The following is a 16808-nucleotide window of genomic DNA, read 5'->3' on the forward strand; positions in this document are numbered from 1 at the left end:
CGCGCCCTCGCTGCCGTTCCCTGATAGCTCAGCGGTAGAGTAGGTGACTGTTAATCACTTGGTCGTTGGTTCGAATCCAACTCAGGGAGCCAGCGAGGCGGATCATCGAGGATCAAGGCGGCTCAAAAGCCCTTGAATTCCTCGGGTGCCGGCGACAAACCCGGATCAGCGCGGATCATCCCGGATCACCAAAGCGCCCCCGCTGTGGGGGCACTTCTGGGGCACCGGCCGCCGAGATTGGGGGCACCGCTTGCTGACCGACATGCAATGCCGGAACGCGAAGAAGCGCGACAAGGCATACAAGCTGGCGGACGAGCGCGGGCTCTATCTCTACGTCACCACGACGGGCTTTCGCTCCTGGCGGTTCAAGTACCGGATGCCGCTGGGCGACAAGCTGATCGAGAAGCGGCTGATCTTCGGCCCCTATCCCGATGTCCCCTTGGAGGGGGCACGCGCGCAGCGCGACGAGGCGCGGCGCATGCTTCGCGAGGGGCTGGATCCGGCGGTGGAGCGGCAGCGTCGCGCGAAGGCCGCGGCGAAGTCGGCGTCGAACACCTTCGAGCTGATCGCGCGCGACTGGCACAAACTCAGGTCGACGACGCTGGCGACGCGCTACGCGAAACAGATCCTAGATCGGTTCGAGGCGGATGTCTTCCCGCCGATCGGCAAGCGGCCGATCGGCGAGATCAGTGCCGGCGACGTGCTCGAGGTGATTCGCGCGATCGAGGCGCGCGGATCGCTCGAGATGGCACACAAGGTGCGGACGCATATTTCGGACGTCTTCGTGCACGCGATCGCGTGCGGCCTGGCGAAGGACGATCCGGCTCACGTGATCCGCAAGGCGTTACAGCCCACGCAGGACCGCCTTTGGCCAGCGCGGACCAAGCTGAAGGACGCGCGCGAGGTGCTCGAAGTGACGGAGGCGCGGCCGCGAACCTATTGGGGCACGCGCTTCGCCTCGCGCCTGCTGGCGCTGACGGCTGCCCGGCCGGGGATCGTGCGCCTCGCGGAGAAGAGCGAGTTCGAGGATCTCGACGGCAAGGCGCCGATCTGGCGTGTGCCGGCCGAGAAAATGAAGCTGACGCGCGAGCGCAAGAACGACGCGACGTTCGAATTCGTAATGCCGCTGTCCTACCAGGCCGTGGAGCTGGTGAAGCTCGCGATCGCGACCTCGGCGTCGAAGACGCTGCTGTTCCCGAGCATCCGGCACCTGCACCGGCCGATCAGCGATTCGACGCTGAGCAAGCTGTATCGGGACGCCGGCTTCACCGGCCTGCACGTGCCGCACGGTTGGCGCGCCAGCTTCTCGACGATCATGAACGAGCTGGCGGCCGCCGACGAGCGCGAGACCGATCGCGCGATCATCGACATGATGCTGGCGCACGTCCAGGAGGGCGTCGAGGCGGCATACAACCGCGCCGCCTATCTGCCCCGGCGTCGCGAGATCGCGCAGCGCTGGGCCGACCTGCTTGTCGAGGGAATGCCGCCGCCGGCCGAGCTGCTGTTGCGACGCTGATCTTGGGAGGCCGGGCATGAGCGCCCGGGCAGGCTTTAGCAGCGCGCCACTGGGCTATGCCTCGCGGCGCACCTTCCAGAACGTTCGACGCGGTAGCCCGCACGCCGGCGGCGCCGAGATCGAGCTTTGGAAGCGGCACAATCGCTTCAGCCGCGCCGAGAATAACGCTTGGCTGAGCGCGGCCGAGGACCACGAGCGCGCGACGAAGAAGCCGGGCAAGCGCAACGGCGCCCTGGGCGATATTGGGATGAAGGTGCTGCGGCTGCTGCTGCGCTTGCGCGGCAAGCTGGATGGCCGCCTCGACCCGTCATACGCTTGGATCGCACAGCAGGCGCGCATCGCGCGCAGTTCCGTCGGCAAGGCGCTCGCACGTCTAAAGGCGGCCGGCTTCCTCGACTGGATGCGCCGATCGGAACCGGTCGAGGATCCGGAACCAGGCGGCCAGTACGTCAAGCAGACCACCAACGCCTTCATCCTGAAGGCGACGGGCGCTGCGGCCGACATGATCCGGCGGCTACTGCGGCGGCCCACCGAGGCGATGCTGCGCGTCGGTATCGAGCGCGAGCGCGCCGCCAAGGCCGCCCGCCCTGCAGCTGAAAGCATCAGCGAAATTGCCGACGAGGGCCTGCGCGCCCTCCTGGAGGATCTCGCCCAAGGGGTCCGCGATGAGGAGGAGGGTGAAAATCCGCCGAGCGGTCTCAATCCGCCCCTGAAGGGATCAAAGGGATAAGGACTCGCTTCGCGAGGCGCTATTTTAGCTGGTCCCCTCCCCCACGCGTCGAATTCGACGAACCCGAAGTGCCCCACGGCACCTTCGGGACGGGCCGGCTTGCGCCGTCCCGGGTGCTCCCCAGGGGGAACACGGCAAGGTTCAGACCAAATAACGAAGTCAGCGCCCGCGGCAGCGGGCAGGATCAAGACAGGATCAAATCTGCCCAGATCTCGAACAGGCGGCGCCGGCGCGCCAGTTGCTCGGCGCGGTTATACGCGCCCTCGACCTTGTTCTTGTTGGCGTGCGCCAGCGCCGCGTCGATCGCGTCGCGCTCATTGGGCAGCGCCTCGTTCAGGATCGTCGAAAAGCTCGCCCGCCAGCCGTGCGGAACATGGCGGCCCTTGAAGCCGGCCCGCGCGATCGCGTCGCCGATCGCCGCCTCGCCGATCGGGAAGACCAGCGCATCCGCCGGCGCCGAACGGGTATCATACCCATTCTCGGCCGCCGCGGCGCGCAGCAGCTCGGCCGCGGCCGGCGCCAGCGGCACGATGTGCTCGAATCGTGCCTCTGCCTTCTTCGCCTTCGCCAGCTTCAGGTGCGCCGGCGGGATCCGCCAGATTGGCGCGTTGCCGTCCAGGCCCTCGACCTCTCGCCACCGCATGGCGCGCAGCGAGCCAACGCGCACCGCGGTCAGCGCAACGAAGCGCGCAGCGCGCGCAACGATCGGCGACGCCGTCGCATCGATCCCCGCCAGCAGCTCGCGGCACTCGGCCGCGGTGACCAGCGCCGGCATCGGCTGAGCCGGCGGTCGCACCGCGAGCTCGTCGACGACGTCGGTCGGATCGATCGATGCCAGCCGGCGGCGGCGCGCATATTTGAAGATCGCCTCGAGCCGCTGGCGGACGCGCCGCGCGGTCTCGATCTTGCCGGTCGCTTCGAGGCGGCCGAGCAGCTCGAGGATCTGCGCTTCGTCGACGTCGTCGGGGTGTTTCGCGCCGATCGACGGAAAGACGTGGTTCTCGAGGCTCTCGATCACGTCGCCGGCGTGCTCGGCCGACCAACGCTCGAGGCGGCCGGCATGCCAGGCGCGCGCGAGCTGCTCGAGCGTGTGCAGCTGCTCGGCCGGGGCGGCGGTACCGCGCGGATCCTCGCCGCGGCGCAGCTGCTCGCGCACCTGGTCGACTCGCGCGCGCGCGCAGACGAGGGACATCTCGGGATAGCGGCCGAACGTCAGCAGCTGTTCGCGGCCGGCGATGCGGCACTTCATGCGCCAGCTCTTCCGCCCGGTGGGCGCAACAAGCAGGTGCAGACCGCGCCCGTCCGCCATTTTATAGGCGGCCGAACGCGGCGCGGCGGCTTTCACCGCGGCGTTGGTCAGCATAGAACCTCTGATTATCGGGAGGGAATCGTGGATCGAGAGCTTGAAGCCGGCGAGATCGAGGTCGATCGACAGTTAGCGGCGCACTATGCCGACCGAACCCAAGTGAATGCCGCGAACATTATCGATCAGCTTGCAAAAACCTCGGGATGGCTCACCGCGACCTTGCTTGCCGTCAACGGCGGCGGGATCGCCGCCACGCTGAAGGTGCTCGAGAAATCGACAGCCGCCGCGCCGAGCCTGTGGCTGTTTGGGGCCGGCCTCCTATGGGCAATGCTGAACGCGTTCTCGATCCAGTGGATGGCCAGCCGGATGGTGCGTCCGATGGAGCACCTGGCTTTCCTTTGGCGGAAGGCGTCGATCGAAGGTGTCGTGGTGGAGGCCGATCATGCGGCATTGGAGCAAGCGCTGTTGAAAGTGGCACGCTTATCGTGGGTGCCGCCGACACTGGGCTGGATCTCCGCATTCTGCTTCGTGATCGGCGGGCTGCTCTTGGGCTGGAGACTTAGCGGTCACGCATAATTTATGCATTCCAATGCATATCGAGCGGCTCGGAACACATAATTTAATGTGGTCATCGCCTGATCGCGGCGGACCATCCCTCCGCCGCGGCGTGACGCCGAAACGGCAGAAATCTGCCAATTCCGACGCCTCGCCGCGCGAGCGATACCCCCAACGATACCCCCAGCTGTCCGACGCTAGTTTCGGATGATTAGCTCGGTCACCTTCTTCGAGCCGCTAGCTGCGATCGCGTAGGTCGTCTCGGCCGCGGAGATCTCGAACTGGGCGAATGCCGCGCGGATCTCCGGCGCATCGTTGATCGACAGGATGAAGCGGCCGCTGACGCGGCCGAGCAGCTCGGCCAGGCGCGCGAAGTCGTCAGAGTCGAACACGCCGGCACCATAATCGCCCTCGCAGCCCCAGTAGGGCGGATCGAGATAGAACAGCGTCTCCGCGGAATCGTATCGCCGGATGAAATCGGCATAGGGCAGCCGCTCGATCGACACGCGCGCGAGGCGATCGTGCAAATTCGCAAGCCGGTCGACCAGCTGCGCCGGGTTGAAGCTCGCCGGCCGCTCACGCGCAACGCCGAAGTTCTGTCCAACCACCTTTCCGCCAAACGCGAGGCGCTGCAGGTAGAGGAACCGCGCCGCCCGCTCGATGTCGGTCAGCGTCGTCGGATCGACCCGCTGCAGCCGTTCGAATTCCTCGCGGCTGGTGAACATCCAGCGCAGCTCATGCTCGATCGCGGCGCGGTGCCGACGCACGACGCGAAACAGGTTCACGACGTCGCGGCTGATATCGTTGATGGCTTCGGCCTTGGCCGGCGATCGCCGCTTCAGAAACACGCCGCCCATCCCGACAAACGGCTCGGCATAGGTCCGGTGCGGCGTCGCCTCGATCAGCTCGACCAGGCGACGCGCCAGAAAGCGCTTGCCGCCGATATAACCCGCGGGCGTCTGCACCGCGGCGGAAGATGACATGGTATTCAATCCTTCAGGCGAGGCACGTCGGCTACGCGCACCTGAGGGTTGCGGCGGCTCCTCGAGCACGCCGATCGGCGCCGTCCTGGCAGCGCGCAGATCTCGATGATGATGGCGGTGGGGCGGTCCCTATCGTCCGCGGCCGCCCGGGAGCCGGGTGGTTAGCCGCGCAGACCATAGGAACCGCGCCCTGCGTATTCCCCTGGGGTATTCTATTCCGCAGGCCACCCGACACAAAGGCCGGTGACCTATGGTTCCGCACGTGCGGGCCACCCCCTACGGCTAAGTCCAGGGCAGCGGCCGAGCTATGGCACGACCGGCTCGGCCCGGCTAGTGCCCGCCAGCGTCCGCTGCTCGAGCGCCTGCGCCTTACCCAGCTGCTCGACCAGCTCAAGATCCGGTGGAATGCCCAACGCACGCCAGATGCGGTGAATCGCGGGCGTCAGCGTGGCAGAGCGCCGGATGTTGCTCATCGTCTCGCTGTGGGCGTCGGCGACTGGATCTCCGCAGGTCCGCCAAAACTCGTCGAACGGCGCGCGATCGCCGCCGGCGCGCTCGTGCAGATAGGCCAGCGCCAGGCGCAGCGCGTTCGTGCGCGGCACCGGCCCCTTCTGCGCCTCATGACGCGCTTGCTCGAGGATGCTCAGCGCCAACACGACCGTCAGTTCGCTATCGAGTCGGTTCATTGCCGCAAATGAGAACGAACTAGGAACAAGCGCAAGAGATTAAGCGACGTCCCACAACGCCATCTCGTACGCCTCCCACGCGGCGGTCAGCCCCTCGGACAGGTAGCTGTCGCACATGCCCAAGCAGTGCAACGGGCCGTTGAAGCCCGCGCCGTTGCCGGGGTTGAACCCCAGCACGAGATTGCCCGCCGAGAAGTCCCCGCTGCCAGTGCCCGAGCCGACCTCAACGCCGTTGACCCGCAGCGACCAGTGATCATCGGACGCCCGATGTCGAGCAGTGACCACAAACCTCTCGGTCATATCGACGCCGGAGGTGACGCTGCCTTGCACGGCGACGCCCTGGCGCACGAGCCGTAGTGTCGCACCGCTACTCTGCACATCCACGCTCGGGCCGTTCGAGTTGGCATTGCCGAACATCGTCTGGTCGCCCGAGATATCTCCGCCAGAGACCTTGCCGACGACGAGATAGGTGAAGTCGCCGGTTCCCACGCCCACGTTGCTGGGCAGGCTGTCATAGCTCGCCTTGGCGAACACTGCAGCGGGATGGCCGTCAACGGTACTGCGCGCCGGCGCGTTGCCCGCGCTGGTCAACGCTCCGCTGCCCTGCGCCGCCGCCCATGACGTGACATGCGTGGTGCCGACCATGCCCGTGTTAGCGTCCCAGCGCGCGAGCAGCGACGTCAGATCGTCTAGGCTGAACGGCGGCACCTCGTCCTCAGTCTCGGCGCCATCGGTGATCGCATATTCCTTGCTGTAATGCGCATTCGACAGCGTAACCGTGCCATCGAGGACGGTGCCGATATCAGCCTCGACCTGCGTATAGGTGAAGGTGTCTTCGCTCGGATCGATCGTCACGGGAGAGCCGAGCGCCACGCCATCGCGTGTCATCTGCACGGTCGCCTCGTCCGTGTTGAACGCTTCCGGCAGGGTCAGCGTCAGCACTTGCCCGACCACTCGCGTGCCGGTCAGCGCCGGCGCGAGTCCGGGCTGGAAATACGGACGGAAGATGCCTTGGCGGAAATCGTCCCACGCGATCGACTTTGGCGTCGGCGCTTGCCCGCGATACTCACGCATGCCCCAGCCGCCCGCCCGACCGGTGCTGATCGGCGTGATGTCCGAGAAATAATGCACGGGAATGGTCACGCCTACGCCATGCAGGCGATACAATTCAGAGGCGGCATACGCTGTCAGCTCGCCCATCTTCTCGTCGCGGTGATGGCTCTGCGCGGTCGCCAGCACGGTTTCGTTGTCGAGGTGCTGGCCCCACTCGTACAGGACAACCCCAACGTCGGTGCCGTCCAGTAGATCGATATGCTCGGCGAGCTCGGCGGGCTTCTGGGAGGCGCTGAGATACCCACTGGCCCAGAACGCATCCTCGCTCACCGGATCGGCGACGAAATAGAAGTACGGCGCTACCTCAACCCACCCGACAGCTGACGCGAAGTTGGGCAGCAGCTTGTACACACCCGTTGTGGTCGAAGCGCTGGACGACTGCGCGCCGATCGCTGTGGGGAAGTCAGCCGCAACCGCCCTCATCGCGGTAAAGTTGCTGATCGCCATTGTGCCGTACTGCTTCAGCAGCTTGTGTTGCGGGTCGATCCCGCTCACGCCGTTCATGAGCGCCAGCGTGTAATACCAGCGGGTCGCCTGCGTGCCGTAGTTGAACGGCTCGTTGCCCTTCCCGGCCAGCCAGAGATGGTAGCTTGCCGGGAACGCGGCGACGATCAGGCTGGCGACCTGGGCGGCATAATCGTCGTCGGCGTTCTGCGGCAGCAGGAAGTTGAGCGGCTGTCCGAGCTGCTGGCCCAGTTCTACGACATCCGGCCAATAGGTGTTGCCGCCGGGACCGTCGAAACCACCCGTGAAATTCGTCTCTGCGAGCGTGGCCACAGCGCCCGCCGCCAACGCGGCGTTATAATCACCCGAGCTGACTGGTGCCGTGTTCGTCCCGGCAACAATCTCGACCATCTTGGGGATGTCAGCGTGCGCGTAGATCTGGGCCGCGATCTGGGCGGCGCTCGTCGCCCCTGCTGCAGGCGTTACCGTGATGTCTAGGCCGTCGAGGACGACGGACCCGCCGCCGGAGGCAGCGAGGATCGTCAGCGTCAGCCGATTGCCGCCCGCGCCTGTGTACAGGTCGTCCGGACCGTAGGCGGCCAGCAGTTCCGCTTCCGCGTCCGTGGTGTGGTAGGCCTTAACCGTCAGCATGAGCCTGCCGCTGCCGGTGCCGTGGACAAGCCGCGCCGAGCTATACTGGAACGCCCGTCGCGACTGCGCGCGCTGCTCCCATGTCAGCGTGCCGGTGCTGGGCATGTGCGGGCCGTTAATGCCCTGGAGATCCATGATGCGAGGACGGTCGCTGACCAGCTTCAGCTCATCAATAAACTCGGCGAAATACAGGCCTTCGTCCACGTAATCGCCGCCCGGGCCCGTGATCTCGCGGCAATCGACATTGCTGATCGGGGTGCCAGGCGTGCCGCTGATCGCGAGATAGTTGCCAGAGTTGGGATCGTTTGGAGACGCGGACAGGGTCATGTCCATGTAGAACTCGATCGTGCGACTGTTCACGATCGTTGGCGCGTCGGGCACCACGTCATTGTTGCGCTGGAAGCTGTCGAGGCTATCGGTGCCGTCGAAGGTCAGCCGGAACCAGCTCGCCACAGTAGGGCCGGGATTCTGGATGCTGATGCGGCCTGTCGTGATGCCCGCTGGAAGCGACGCCAGATCGCCGGCCGCGTTGACGTGCGGCGCGCGCATAGGCTCGTATTCACCGAGGACCGGATCACCCAGCCATGGGGACTGCACGCACAGGTTGTTATAGACACGCTGGAAGCTTGGGTTGACGTTGACGCCGAACATCGCTGGCGCTGGCGGATCGACGGGCGTTACCGCACCGAGAACGCACGAGCTTACACTCAGCGCCAGCGCCAAAGCGGAAGCCGAAAGCGCCATCGTCAGGCGTCCTTCACGGCGATCTTCTCGCCGGCGCTGGTGACCGCGAAGTCACGGGTCTGCCCGCCGAGGATCAGGTGACCAGCACCGCTCACCGCTGTCGGATTGGCGCCGAATGCGATCCAGACGTTGGCCGTCGCGGTGACCGACCAGAACAGGCCATCGGCCTTGCTGGGCGTGATGGCGGCTTGCGCTGACGAGCCGCTCGAGGTCATCGTTTCAGCGGCGGTGGGCACTGACGTGATCAGCTGCACGGAGGCGCCCGTATCGCCGCGATCGTCGACCTTCGAAATCGTAACATGAACCGTCGCCATGATGGTCGTCCTTCAAATGATGGTGGAAGTGATCAGCGGGGCTCCGCGAAGACGCGGGCCCAGAATTCGGCCCAGCCTTCCGCGATCACGGTGTTTCGGGTGCAGATCCGGACGTCGTCATCCAGGAGGGCCGGATTACCGGCGCGAGCAGGATCGCCGGCGGCGTCGGCGGCCGCGGGCAGATCCGCTGCTCGGCCACCACCGGAATTGCTTCCGGCCGGACTTTGCTGGCGCCGCAACCGGCGAGCATAATCATCAGCGCGGCGCAGCTCGGCCGCCAGCTTCTTGGAGAGCGCATCCTGTTGTTCCTTCATGATCGCGAGGTCGCGGCCCTCGACGTCGCGAGCTCGGCCGAGATCGGCCGCCCTGGCCGCCGCGGTCTTCGTGCGGATCTCGCGCAGCGCGTTGCCGTAGAGTTGGATCTGCAGCGGGAGCTGCTCGGCCTTCAACCGCATCGTCGCTGGCCAGCCATTGGCCGCGCCGGCGGCCGCGACCGATTGCTCGAGCACTGCGCCGCGTGCGTTGGCGAGTTCGCGCTGGCGGTCGCGATCGGCGTCGATCGCCAGGGTGTTCGCCACGACGGCGGCCGCGATCGTCGCCAATAGGATCCCACGCCAGTGCTGGCGGACGAAGCGCGCGATCGCGAGCAGCTTCACGCTGCCAGCCCCTTCTTGCACAGCTCGATCTCGCCGAGGCGCGCGGCGTCGCCGGTCCTGCGAAGCACAAGGCCCTGCCAGACCTTGCCGCCGGCGAGCCGCCACGATCGGATCGCGTCACACGCCTCGCGCTTGCGCCCCTGCTTGTAGAGGCGGAGCGTGCTCGAGCGCGCATAGTTGGCCCGACCGACATTGTTCGCCAGGCTCGCATGAGCCGCCCATTGCAGCGGATCTGCGACGATGCCCGGGTTGAGCTCGCGGACCTCCTGCAGCCGCAGCGTCATTCGCCGGCGGTCGATCGCGTCGCACTCCGCCTCGGTGTAGGGGCGCATCGGCACATGCGTTTCGCCGCGGCAGACGGTCCAGACGCCGATCGGGTCATGATACGGCGTGAGGCTATTGCCTTCCCACACCGCACTGATCGCCATAGCGGCGGCCAGCGCGAGTGACATGGCGCCGCCGGCGGCCGCGGCCCTGGCCTGCGCCGGCGACAGCTCGCCGCGCTTCACGCGTCGTCCCCGCGCGAACGCCGGCGGATGAGCTTGTCATAGACGAACCATCCCGCCTGCAGCACGGTATAGACCAGCGTCGCGATCAGGACCCACTGGTCCAGGCCGACACCGGCGAGGGTGATCGTGGTCACCGCCACGGACGGGGTAGCCTTGCCCGCCTGGACCATCATCTCCTGAAGATCAGGCGACAGGTTTGCCGTGGCCCGGATGTCGAGCGTCATGATAAATCTCCATTGAACTGGCGACCTGCGCGGCCGCGAGGCGTCAGCCGTGCTGCACGTCGATCCAGGGGCAGCCCTCGCGGACCGCCCAGACCTTGCCGAGCCGGCGCATGTAGACCGGCAGCGTCATGTCGGATTCGAGCACGGCAGCGGCCGCGATGCTGGCCCCGGCCTGCGCCGCGACGAGATAGACGCCCACGCCATCCTCCAGAGCATCCTCGATTGCATCGAGCGTGGCTGGTCCGACATTGACCGGCACCTGGCCGCTGAAGGCGATGCGATCGACGGTCTGACGCGCCGCCTCGAGCGCCGCTTCCCATTCGGCGAGATCGTCTTCGTACTGCTCGAGCTCAGATGCGTAATCGGGATTGAGGAAGCCCGGATCGATCGATCCGAAGCCCTCGGGAGGCTCGGGCTTCGGATCGAGGCCCGCTGCCCAGGTGTCGCCGCCGACCAGCGAAGGAGCCGTCGACTTGACCACGAAGCTGATCGCCTGCGCCCAGGCGGTGACGAGCAGCCCGTTGGCGTCGACGCCGCAAACATCCCCGGGCGCGATGGTGCCGCAGCCCTCGGCTTTCGTCATGTACTCTGCATAGTCCGCGCCACTGGCGTTGATAGTTCCGCCCGCGTTGATGGAGCGGTTCGTGCCGCTGTTTTTGCCGAGCGAGAGAGTCGTCGCCGCGCCGTTCGCGCCGCCGTCCGCCGCGCCATAGAACACCGCGCCATAGGCGTTGGCGTCTACCTGCAAAATGACGTTGCCCTCTGCAGCGGTCTTTCGAACGATGTGATAGCTGCCGCTGGTAGCACCGACTAGCAGGTTGCCTAAAGTATCAACCCGCGCTCGCTCGGTTGTGCCGCCGGCCTTGAAGATCAGGTTGCCTTGGGACTGTTCGATCTCGGCACTCCACGCCTGATCAATCATGGTGATCTTGGTGCCGTTTCCAACCGTATTTTCGATCTGCAGAAGGTTGTTGTCACCCTTTGCGATAGAGAGCCTGTAACTGCCGGGGTCGACCTTACCGATAGCGACGTTGCCACCATTGGCATTGATTGCGAGCGGAGTTCCGGTGCCTCCCGAAATGGCCTGGATCGAGCCGCGCCAGACTTCATCGCCTCCGAGGAAATAGCCAAAGGCGAGATTGTAACTGGTGTTCTTGGTCATTTCCCCGACAGTGAGTTGCTTCGCCGTAGCAACAGAGGTCGGGTTAGCAGCGGGATAAATAGTCTGCAGACCCGCGACCTGAACGCCATTCGTGTCGGCGCGAAACCGCTCCACACCAGCAGTCCCGATGGCCAAGATGTTGCTGCCCGGGCGCGAAATGCCGGTGTCTTGATCGTTGATGAAGCGCATGCCCGGCGTCCCGACCGAGCCATCGCCGAACATGCCTTGGCCGGCATTGTCGCGCACCGCGGCATAGTCGGTGATCAGCTGTGAGATCGCCGTGAAGAGCTGGATATCGCTCCCGCGCGTCGGCACGATGAGATAGTTGATTCCGGACGCCGTGCTCGCGGTAACCGGATCGACCAGCGTGATGCTCGTCGGTGAATTGACCGTCTCGACCTCGCCCAAGATCACCCCGGCCGCGCTCACCAGCGCGAAGCCAGGCAGGATCTGCTGCGCCGACCAGGCCGTGCTGGTGCCGGTCACGGCGTCGGAGCCGTTGACGATCGCGATCGTCCCGGATTTGAACCAGGTCATAGAATGTCCTTCGGTGGAGAGGGTCGGTTAAAGGTCGGTCACGTCGAGAACGGTGATCTCGACGCTGCTCGAGAACGGCGTGACCACCGGAGCGGAGTGCCCGGGAAAGATCGTGAAGAAGATGATGACGTTCGATTGCTCGATGCCGCCGACCGGGGTTTTCCAGCCGACGGCCCCCTGAACGACCGCGACGTCGGGCGCTCCTCCAGAGCCGGTACCGCCAAGCGGCTCGGCGTAGGTGTCGTAGCCCGCGCGGCCGGGCGCGACGGCATAAAGGCGCCCACTCTCGTAGCTGGCGCTAAAGGCCGAGCTGGCGCCGATTTCTTCCTGGAAATCGACGACATCCATATACTCGTTGTCGGCATCGAAGATCAGGTCGCCGGCGAGAACGCGAAGCACCGCACCCGATGGCGAGGCATTGGGCAGTGGTGTATCAAAATGGTACACTGTGATCGTCGTGCCGATCGGGCCATTGCTGATCATTCGCACCGTGCGGGTCGTGCCCGAGGCGAGCATGAACAGCATGGCCGCGCCGTGTGTCTCGCAGCGAAATGCGACCTCTGGGTCGTCGCAATCGTCCAGCACGACGTCGACATAGCTGCACTCGTCGCCCAGTGTGTCGGTTGTGACCGCCCGCTTCTCGCGCAGCGATGTGTTGCTGTACGTGCGGTCGATCAGCGTCGTGCCGCTCGTGTTCGTGATCCGCAGCACGGGGGTCAGCGCCATGCTAGAACACCCCGTAACGAATGATGCAGCTCGACCGTGTTCCTTCGTAGCCGCCTTCGAACGCCCAGCTCAGCGTGTTGCCCGAGACCGAGACCTGCGGCGCGTAGCTCTGGCTCATGTCGCCCGAAGTCGACAGCACCTGCCATCGCGGGTGTCCGAGCGCGAACCCGGGATGATCGATTGATCCATCCACGGTGCCGGTCACCACGCTGCCCAGCCGGCGGCACAATCGCTTGCTCAGGTTGACCTTCAGCGAACCGTCAGGCCGCCAGATCCGAAGGACGGCGACCTTTGTCATACGTCCTCGACGCCCCACTCGATGGCTGGGGAACCGTCGGGATAGTAAACGGTCCAGAGGCCGTCGACGAAATCGGTCCGGGCGCCCGTGCCGCCTGAAACTTCGAAGACGTCGGCCCTCACGCGGAATGCAGAGGTCTCGCCGTCGTTCTCGGAAATGGTCCCCGAGATTTTGCCGTCCACATCGAGCAGCACGCCATGGATGGCCTTCGCGATGCCGTTGGCCTCAACCGCGACCTCGCTCACTTCTGTGATCGATGCCTCGGTATCGTCGATCCGCGCGTGCAAGGTGGTCACCGCCGTCGCGCGCGCGCCGGCTTCGTCGGCGATTGCCTCGAGCAGCGAGGCGACGCCTGCCGCCAGATCGTCCTCAACACCATCGATCCGCGCGTTGACCGTGGTCAGCGCCGCCCCGCGTGCCGAAGTCTCGTCGGCGATGGCCTCGAACAGCGTCGTTACCGCCGCGTCGAGATCCGCCGCCACGCCATCGATGCTGACCTGCACCGTTGCAACGGCCGCCGCCCATGCTTCGGCGTCGTCGACGTCCGCCTGCTGGAGCATCGTCACCGCGGCGTCGAGCTCGCCGGCGACGCCGGTGACCGTCGCGCTCAACGCAGTCAGGCTGCTCGCGAAGGCGCTGTCGGCCGACGCGCGCGTGACCTGCTCTGCAAGTAGGCCGGCTTCATTCGCCGCGACGCGAACCGCCAGCGCCAGGCGCTGCGTCGCCTCGACGCTGAGGTCATCATTGATCTTGGCCGTCAGCTCCTGTCGCGCCGTCGCCAGCGCGGTCAGTGCCCCGCGGCGTGTCTTGTCACCCTCCAGGAGCGCGCGCAGCAGATTCTCCGCCGTGGCGTCGGCTTCGTACCGCGCCTGGCGCAGTTCGACGCGAACGCTCGAGATATTGCCGAGCGCCGTTATCGTCACTTCGGCTGCGCTCAGCCGCGTGTCGAGCGCCGTCACGCTTGCGCTGCTGGCCTTCAATGCCACTTCGCCGGCGAGAGCGTCGAGATCGGCCGCGACCGTCGTCACCGTGCCGGCCAGGCCGGTCACCGTGGTCGCGTCCGCCTTCAGCGCGATCGACGCGTTCAGGCCGTCGAGCTCGAGCTCGGCCGCAGTCAGGCGCGTGAAGATGTCGCCGAGCTCGGCGATCTGGCTGGGATCGATCACCGCTTCGGCGATCTTCTCGTTGACGTAGGTCTGGGTGGCTCGCAGCGAAATCGCCGCGGTCGCGGCGCTCAGCGCGATCTCGACGTTGCTAACGCGATCGCGAGTCTCGTCCAGAGCCCACAGCCGCACCTGGCCGGAAGCCGGATCGACGGTGATGCCGGCATCGCGGAACACGCGACGGGTGCGATCCGCCTCGAGCAACGCGCGCTGCAGCGCCACGCTGAGCGCATCCTCCGCGATGAGCCGCTGGCGTTCGGCCGATTCGACCGCACGATTGAGCTCGGCATGGGCGAGCAGCTGGGCGCTGAGCCCGCCGGTCAGCGTGACGACGTCGGCCTCGGCCTCGGCGACGCGGCCGAGCGCGTCGGCGACAGTGCCTTCGAGCCCGAACGGGCTGTCCGGGTCCGCGCTGTTGGTCGCGTTGTCCGCCGGCTTGGTGCCGTCGGGATCTGTGATCTCCGGCCAATCGGCTGTCTTGCCGGCATCGCCGATCGCCTGCACGATCGGCGTCAGGCCTTGGTCATAGGTGGTTGGATCCGCGCCCTGCACCGCAGGACCCTCGTCGGCGTCCCAGGCATAGATATCGACATGCTCCTCGCGCAGCACCATCGGGACCGTGCCGTCCTGGCGCTGTTCGCTGTCGGCGACGCGAAACTTCTTCGCGACCCAGCCAAGCGGCTTGAAGGTCACCGTGACCGGATCGCCCTTCTGCACCTTCCAGCCGGTCACCTGCCACGTCGCGGCGAAGGTGCCCGGATACTGCGCGCGCTGCAGGCGCTGCTTGACCAGGCGCTGGGCCTGGCTCGGCGATTCCACCAGGGGCAAGTTGATCGTCTCGGCGCGATCGATCCCGTCGGGGCTCGGCAGCGCGACCTCTGGATAGTCGATCAGCTGATAGAGCGAATTGTTCGAAGGGTCAGTATAGCCGCCCCGGATGATGTTGAACGTGTCCTTGAGCGGCGGCGTCTGATCCCAGGTAAATTCGCCCAGGATGTCGTCGGTCGTGAAGTGCGCGATCGGCGTGCCCAGATCGTTGTGCAACACCGTGATGCGGATCCGGCCGTCGACGTCGTCGAGCTCTGCGTTCATCGCCGCCTTGAAGTTCTCGAGCACGAGCGACGTATCATCGCCCTCGCTGAAAACGCCGTCGCAGCGATAACGCGGCTCGGTCCCGCCCGCCGCCTTGGTGACGGGCTCGTCGCACATGTTCGCGGCCGTGATGAAGCTGGCGATGTCGATCCGCGCCGGCGGAACGCCCTTCCCCACCGCGAGCTTCCACGCGTTCGTCACGGGGTTGCGGATCCGCCAGCCGAGCAGCCAGGTCAGCATGACCAGCGGCGGGTTGCGGCACGCATCCTCGTCCCAGCCCCAGGTGGTCTGGTCGTCCGCGCGCTGCGGCCCGTCGCCGCCGACCGTGCTGTCGAGGCGCGGATCATAGATATAGGCGCCGTCGCCAATGATCGTCACGCGCGAGGGCACCGATTGCGCGAAGGGGGATTCCGCCTTCTTGGTGTTGCCGGTCAGCTTGTAGCGCAGGTGCACATAGGCGCAGCCGGTGTAGCGGCGTGCCGAGCCCATCCGCGCCGAGATGTTGATCGCGTTCGCAGCCGAGCCTTCGAGGACCGGCGTCACGGTCAGGTAGCCGGCGAACTCGCCCTGCGCGCCGCCGGCGAGCGTCCAAGCCAGCTTGTCGTCGAACCAGATCTCGCGGATCGCATGAATCTTGTGGCTCGCGACGACCACGAAGCGGTGCAGATAGGACTGGTCGTCCGTAAACTCCTGGTCGCGAATGTCGGTCGCCAACGCAGTCGTGCCGAAGGCGAAGGTGCGGAAGGCGCGCGGATTGATGCTCGCGAACAGTCGATCCTTCATCGACGCGCTCGTGTCCGGCGCTTTTGGGCGCGGCGCGAGCAGCGAGGCTCCGATCGAAAGACCGGCCGAGACAAGGAATAGCGTGCTGGCAGAGACGCCGATGCCGAACGCGCTCGCTCCGGCCAGTGTAAGGCCGGCCGCCAGGCCCATGCCGGTAAATGTGAGCGCGACGACCGCGACGACCATCGCCGCGATCTTGAGGACCTTCGCCACCTAGATCCTCCAGGCCTTGGACCAACTTGGTCGCGCGATCCGCACCAGGCCGGCCGCCCCGCCCTCCTCGCCGACGAAAAGCGCGTCGCCGCCGACGCAAATCCCGAGGGCGCCGGCATGCATCACGAGATCGCCGCGGCGCGCAAAGGCGCGCCCGATCGTCGGGAACAAGCTGTCGATCGTCGCCTCGAGCGTGCCGGCACCATAGCGCCGCAGCGCGCGGACGCTGCCAATCGCGGTTCGATAATGGCCGCGGAAGGATGCCGCGAAGTCGATATCGGTCATCGACAGCACGGCGTTCGCGCTGTGGAGGGCGCAATCATGCACGCCCCACTCGAACGGCCGATCGACGACGCTGGCGAGATATTCGCCCAGGCGAGCTTCCCAGTCGGTGCGGCGCATC

The 16808-nt window shown here is 66.2% G+C and carries 16 protein-coding genes and 1 tRNA gene; 4 read left to right on the forward strand and 13 right to left on the reverse strand.

What is annotated here, in order from left to right:
• Positions 1 to 17: 17 nt before the first annotated feature.
• The 3 genes from M9978_RS02220 (at position 18) to M9978_RS02230 (ending at position 2246) form a co-directional block, all read left to right on the forward strand.
• Positions 18 to 92, forward strand: a tRNA-Asn gene (locus M9978_RS02220).
• Positions 93 to 250: 158 nt separating this feature from the next.
• Positions 251 to 1516: a tyrosine-type recombinase/integrase gene (locus tag M9978_RS02225; RefSeq protein WP_254291211.1), complete on the forward strand. Its 1266-nt coding sequence runs from the start codon at positions 251 to 253 to the stop codon at positions 1514 to 1516.
• 16 nt (positions 1517 to 1532) lie between these two features.
• The gene (locus M9978_RS02230) at positions 1533 to 2246 is read left to right on the forward strand and encodes a hypothetical protein (protein ID WP_254291212.1); all 714 of its coding nucleotides are present in this window, start codon (positions 1533 to 1535) and stop codon (positions 2244 to 2246) included.
• Positions 2247 to 2430: 184 nt separating this feature from the next.
• Here M9978_RS02230 and M9978_RS02235 read toward each other — a convergent pair whose 3' ends face one another.
• Positions 2431 to 3609, reverse strand: coding sequence for a tyrosine-type recombinase/integrase (locus tag M9978_RS02235; protein ID WP_254291213.1), 1179 nt, complete (start codon positions 3607 to 3609; stop codon positions 2431 to 2433).
• 27 nt (positions 3610 to 3636) lie between these two features.
• Between M9978_RS02235 and M9978_RS02240 the strand changes: the two genes are divergently transcribed.
• Positions 3637 to 4128 (forward strand): hypothetical protein, encoded by a 492-nt coding sequence (locus M9978_RS02240; RefSeq protein ID WP_254291214.1) that lies wholly within the window; start codon positions 3637 to 3639, stop codon positions 4126 to 4128.
• Positions 4129 to 4304: 176 nt separating this feature from the next.
• On the opposite strand, the gene M9978_RS02245 is transcribed toward M9978_RS02240, so the two are convergent.
• From M9978_RS02245 to M9978_RS02300, 12 genes are all read right to left on the reverse strand, one after another.
• Positions 4305 to 5090: a DNA adenine methylase gene (locus M9978_RS02245; RefSeq protein ID WP_254291215.1), complete on the reverse strand. Its 786-nt coding sequence runs from the start codon at positions 5088 to 5090 to the stop codon at positions 4305 to 4307.
• A gap of 305 nt (positions 5091 to 5395) precedes the next feature.
• Complete coding sequence (locus M9978_RS02250) at positions 5396 to 5776, reverse strand: hypothetical protein (RefSeq protein WP_254291216.1); 381 nt, start codon at positions 5774 to 5776, stop codon at positions 5396 to 5398.
• Positions 5777 to 5815: 39 nt separating this feature from the next.
• Complete coding sequence (locus tag M9978_RS02255; protein WP_254291217.1) at positions 5816 to 8635, reverse strand: LamG-like jellyroll fold domain-containing protein; 2820 nt, start codon at positions 8633 to 8635, stop codon at positions 5816 to 5818.
• A gap of 95 nt (positions 8636 to 8730) precedes the next feature.
• Positions 8731 to 9042, reverse strand: coding sequence for a hypothetical protein (locus M9978_RS02260; RefSeq protein ID WP_254291218.1), 312 nt, complete (start codon positions 9040 to 9042; stop codon positions 8731 to 8733).
• Between the two features lie 32 nt (positions 9043 to 9074).
• Positions 9075 to 9698, reverse strand: coding sequence for a hypothetical protein (locus M9978_RS02265; protein ID WP_254291219.1), 624 nt, complete (start codon positions 9696 to 9698; stop codon positions 9075 to 9077).
• Positions 9695 to 10207 (reverse strand): lysozyme, encoded by a 513-nt coding sequence (locus M9978_RS02270; RefSeq protein ID WP_254291220.1) that lies wholly within the window; start codon positions 10205 to 10207, stop codon positions 9695 to 9697. The genes M9978_RS02265 and M9978_RS02270 overlap by 4 nt, the downstream gene beginning before the upstream one ends.
• On the reverse strand, positions 10204 to 10431 hold the full coding sequence (locus tag M9978_RS02275) for a phage holin family protein (protein WP_254291221.1): 228 nt from the start codon (positions 10429 to 10431) through the stop codon (positions 10204 to 10206). The genes M9978_RS02270 and M9978_RS02275 overlap by 4 nt, the downstream gene beginning before the upstream one ends.
• A 43-nt stretch (positions 10432 to 10474) precedes the next feature.
• Entirely contained in the window at positions 10475 to 12130 is a 1656-nt protein-coding gene (locus M9978_RS02280) for a hypothetical protein (protein WP_254291222.1), read from the reverse strand.
• A 27-nt stretch (positions 12131 to 12157) separates the two neighbouring features.
• Positions 12158 to 12856 (reverse strand): hypothetical protein, encoded by a 699-nt coding sequence (locus M9978_RS02285; RefSeq protein ID WP_254291223.1) that lies wholly within the window; start codon positions 12854 to 12856, stop codon positions 12158 to 12160.
• Between the two features lies 1 nt (position 12857).
• Positions 12858 to 13154 carry a hypothetical protein gene (locus M9978_RS02290; RefSeq protein ID WP_254291224.1) on the reverse strand — a complete coding sequence of 99 codons (297 nt, stop codon included), beginning with the start codon at positions 13152 to 13154 and terminating at the stop codon, positions 12858 to 12860.
• Positions 13151 to 16405, reverse strand: a complete 3255-nt coding sequence (locus M9978_RS02295; RefSeq protein WP_254291225.1) for a hypothetical protein — start codon at positions 16403 to 16405, stop codon at positions 13151 to 13153. Before M9978_RS02295 ends, M9978_RS02290 begins: the two co-directional genes overlap by 4 nt.
• Positions 16406 to 16807 carry a DUF6950 family protein gene (locus M9978_RS02300; protein ID WP_254291226.1) on the reverse strand — a complete coding sequence of 134 codons (402 nt, stop codon included), beginning with the start codon at positions 16805 to 16807 and terminating at the stop codon, positions 16406 to 16408.
• Position 16808: the final 1 nt, after the last annotated feature.

Source organism: Sphingomonas tagetis, from assembly GCF_024211275.1.
Lineage (GTDB): Bacteria > Pseudomonadota > Alphaproteobacteria > Sphingomonadales > Sphingomonadaceae > Sphingomonas > Sphingomonas tagetis.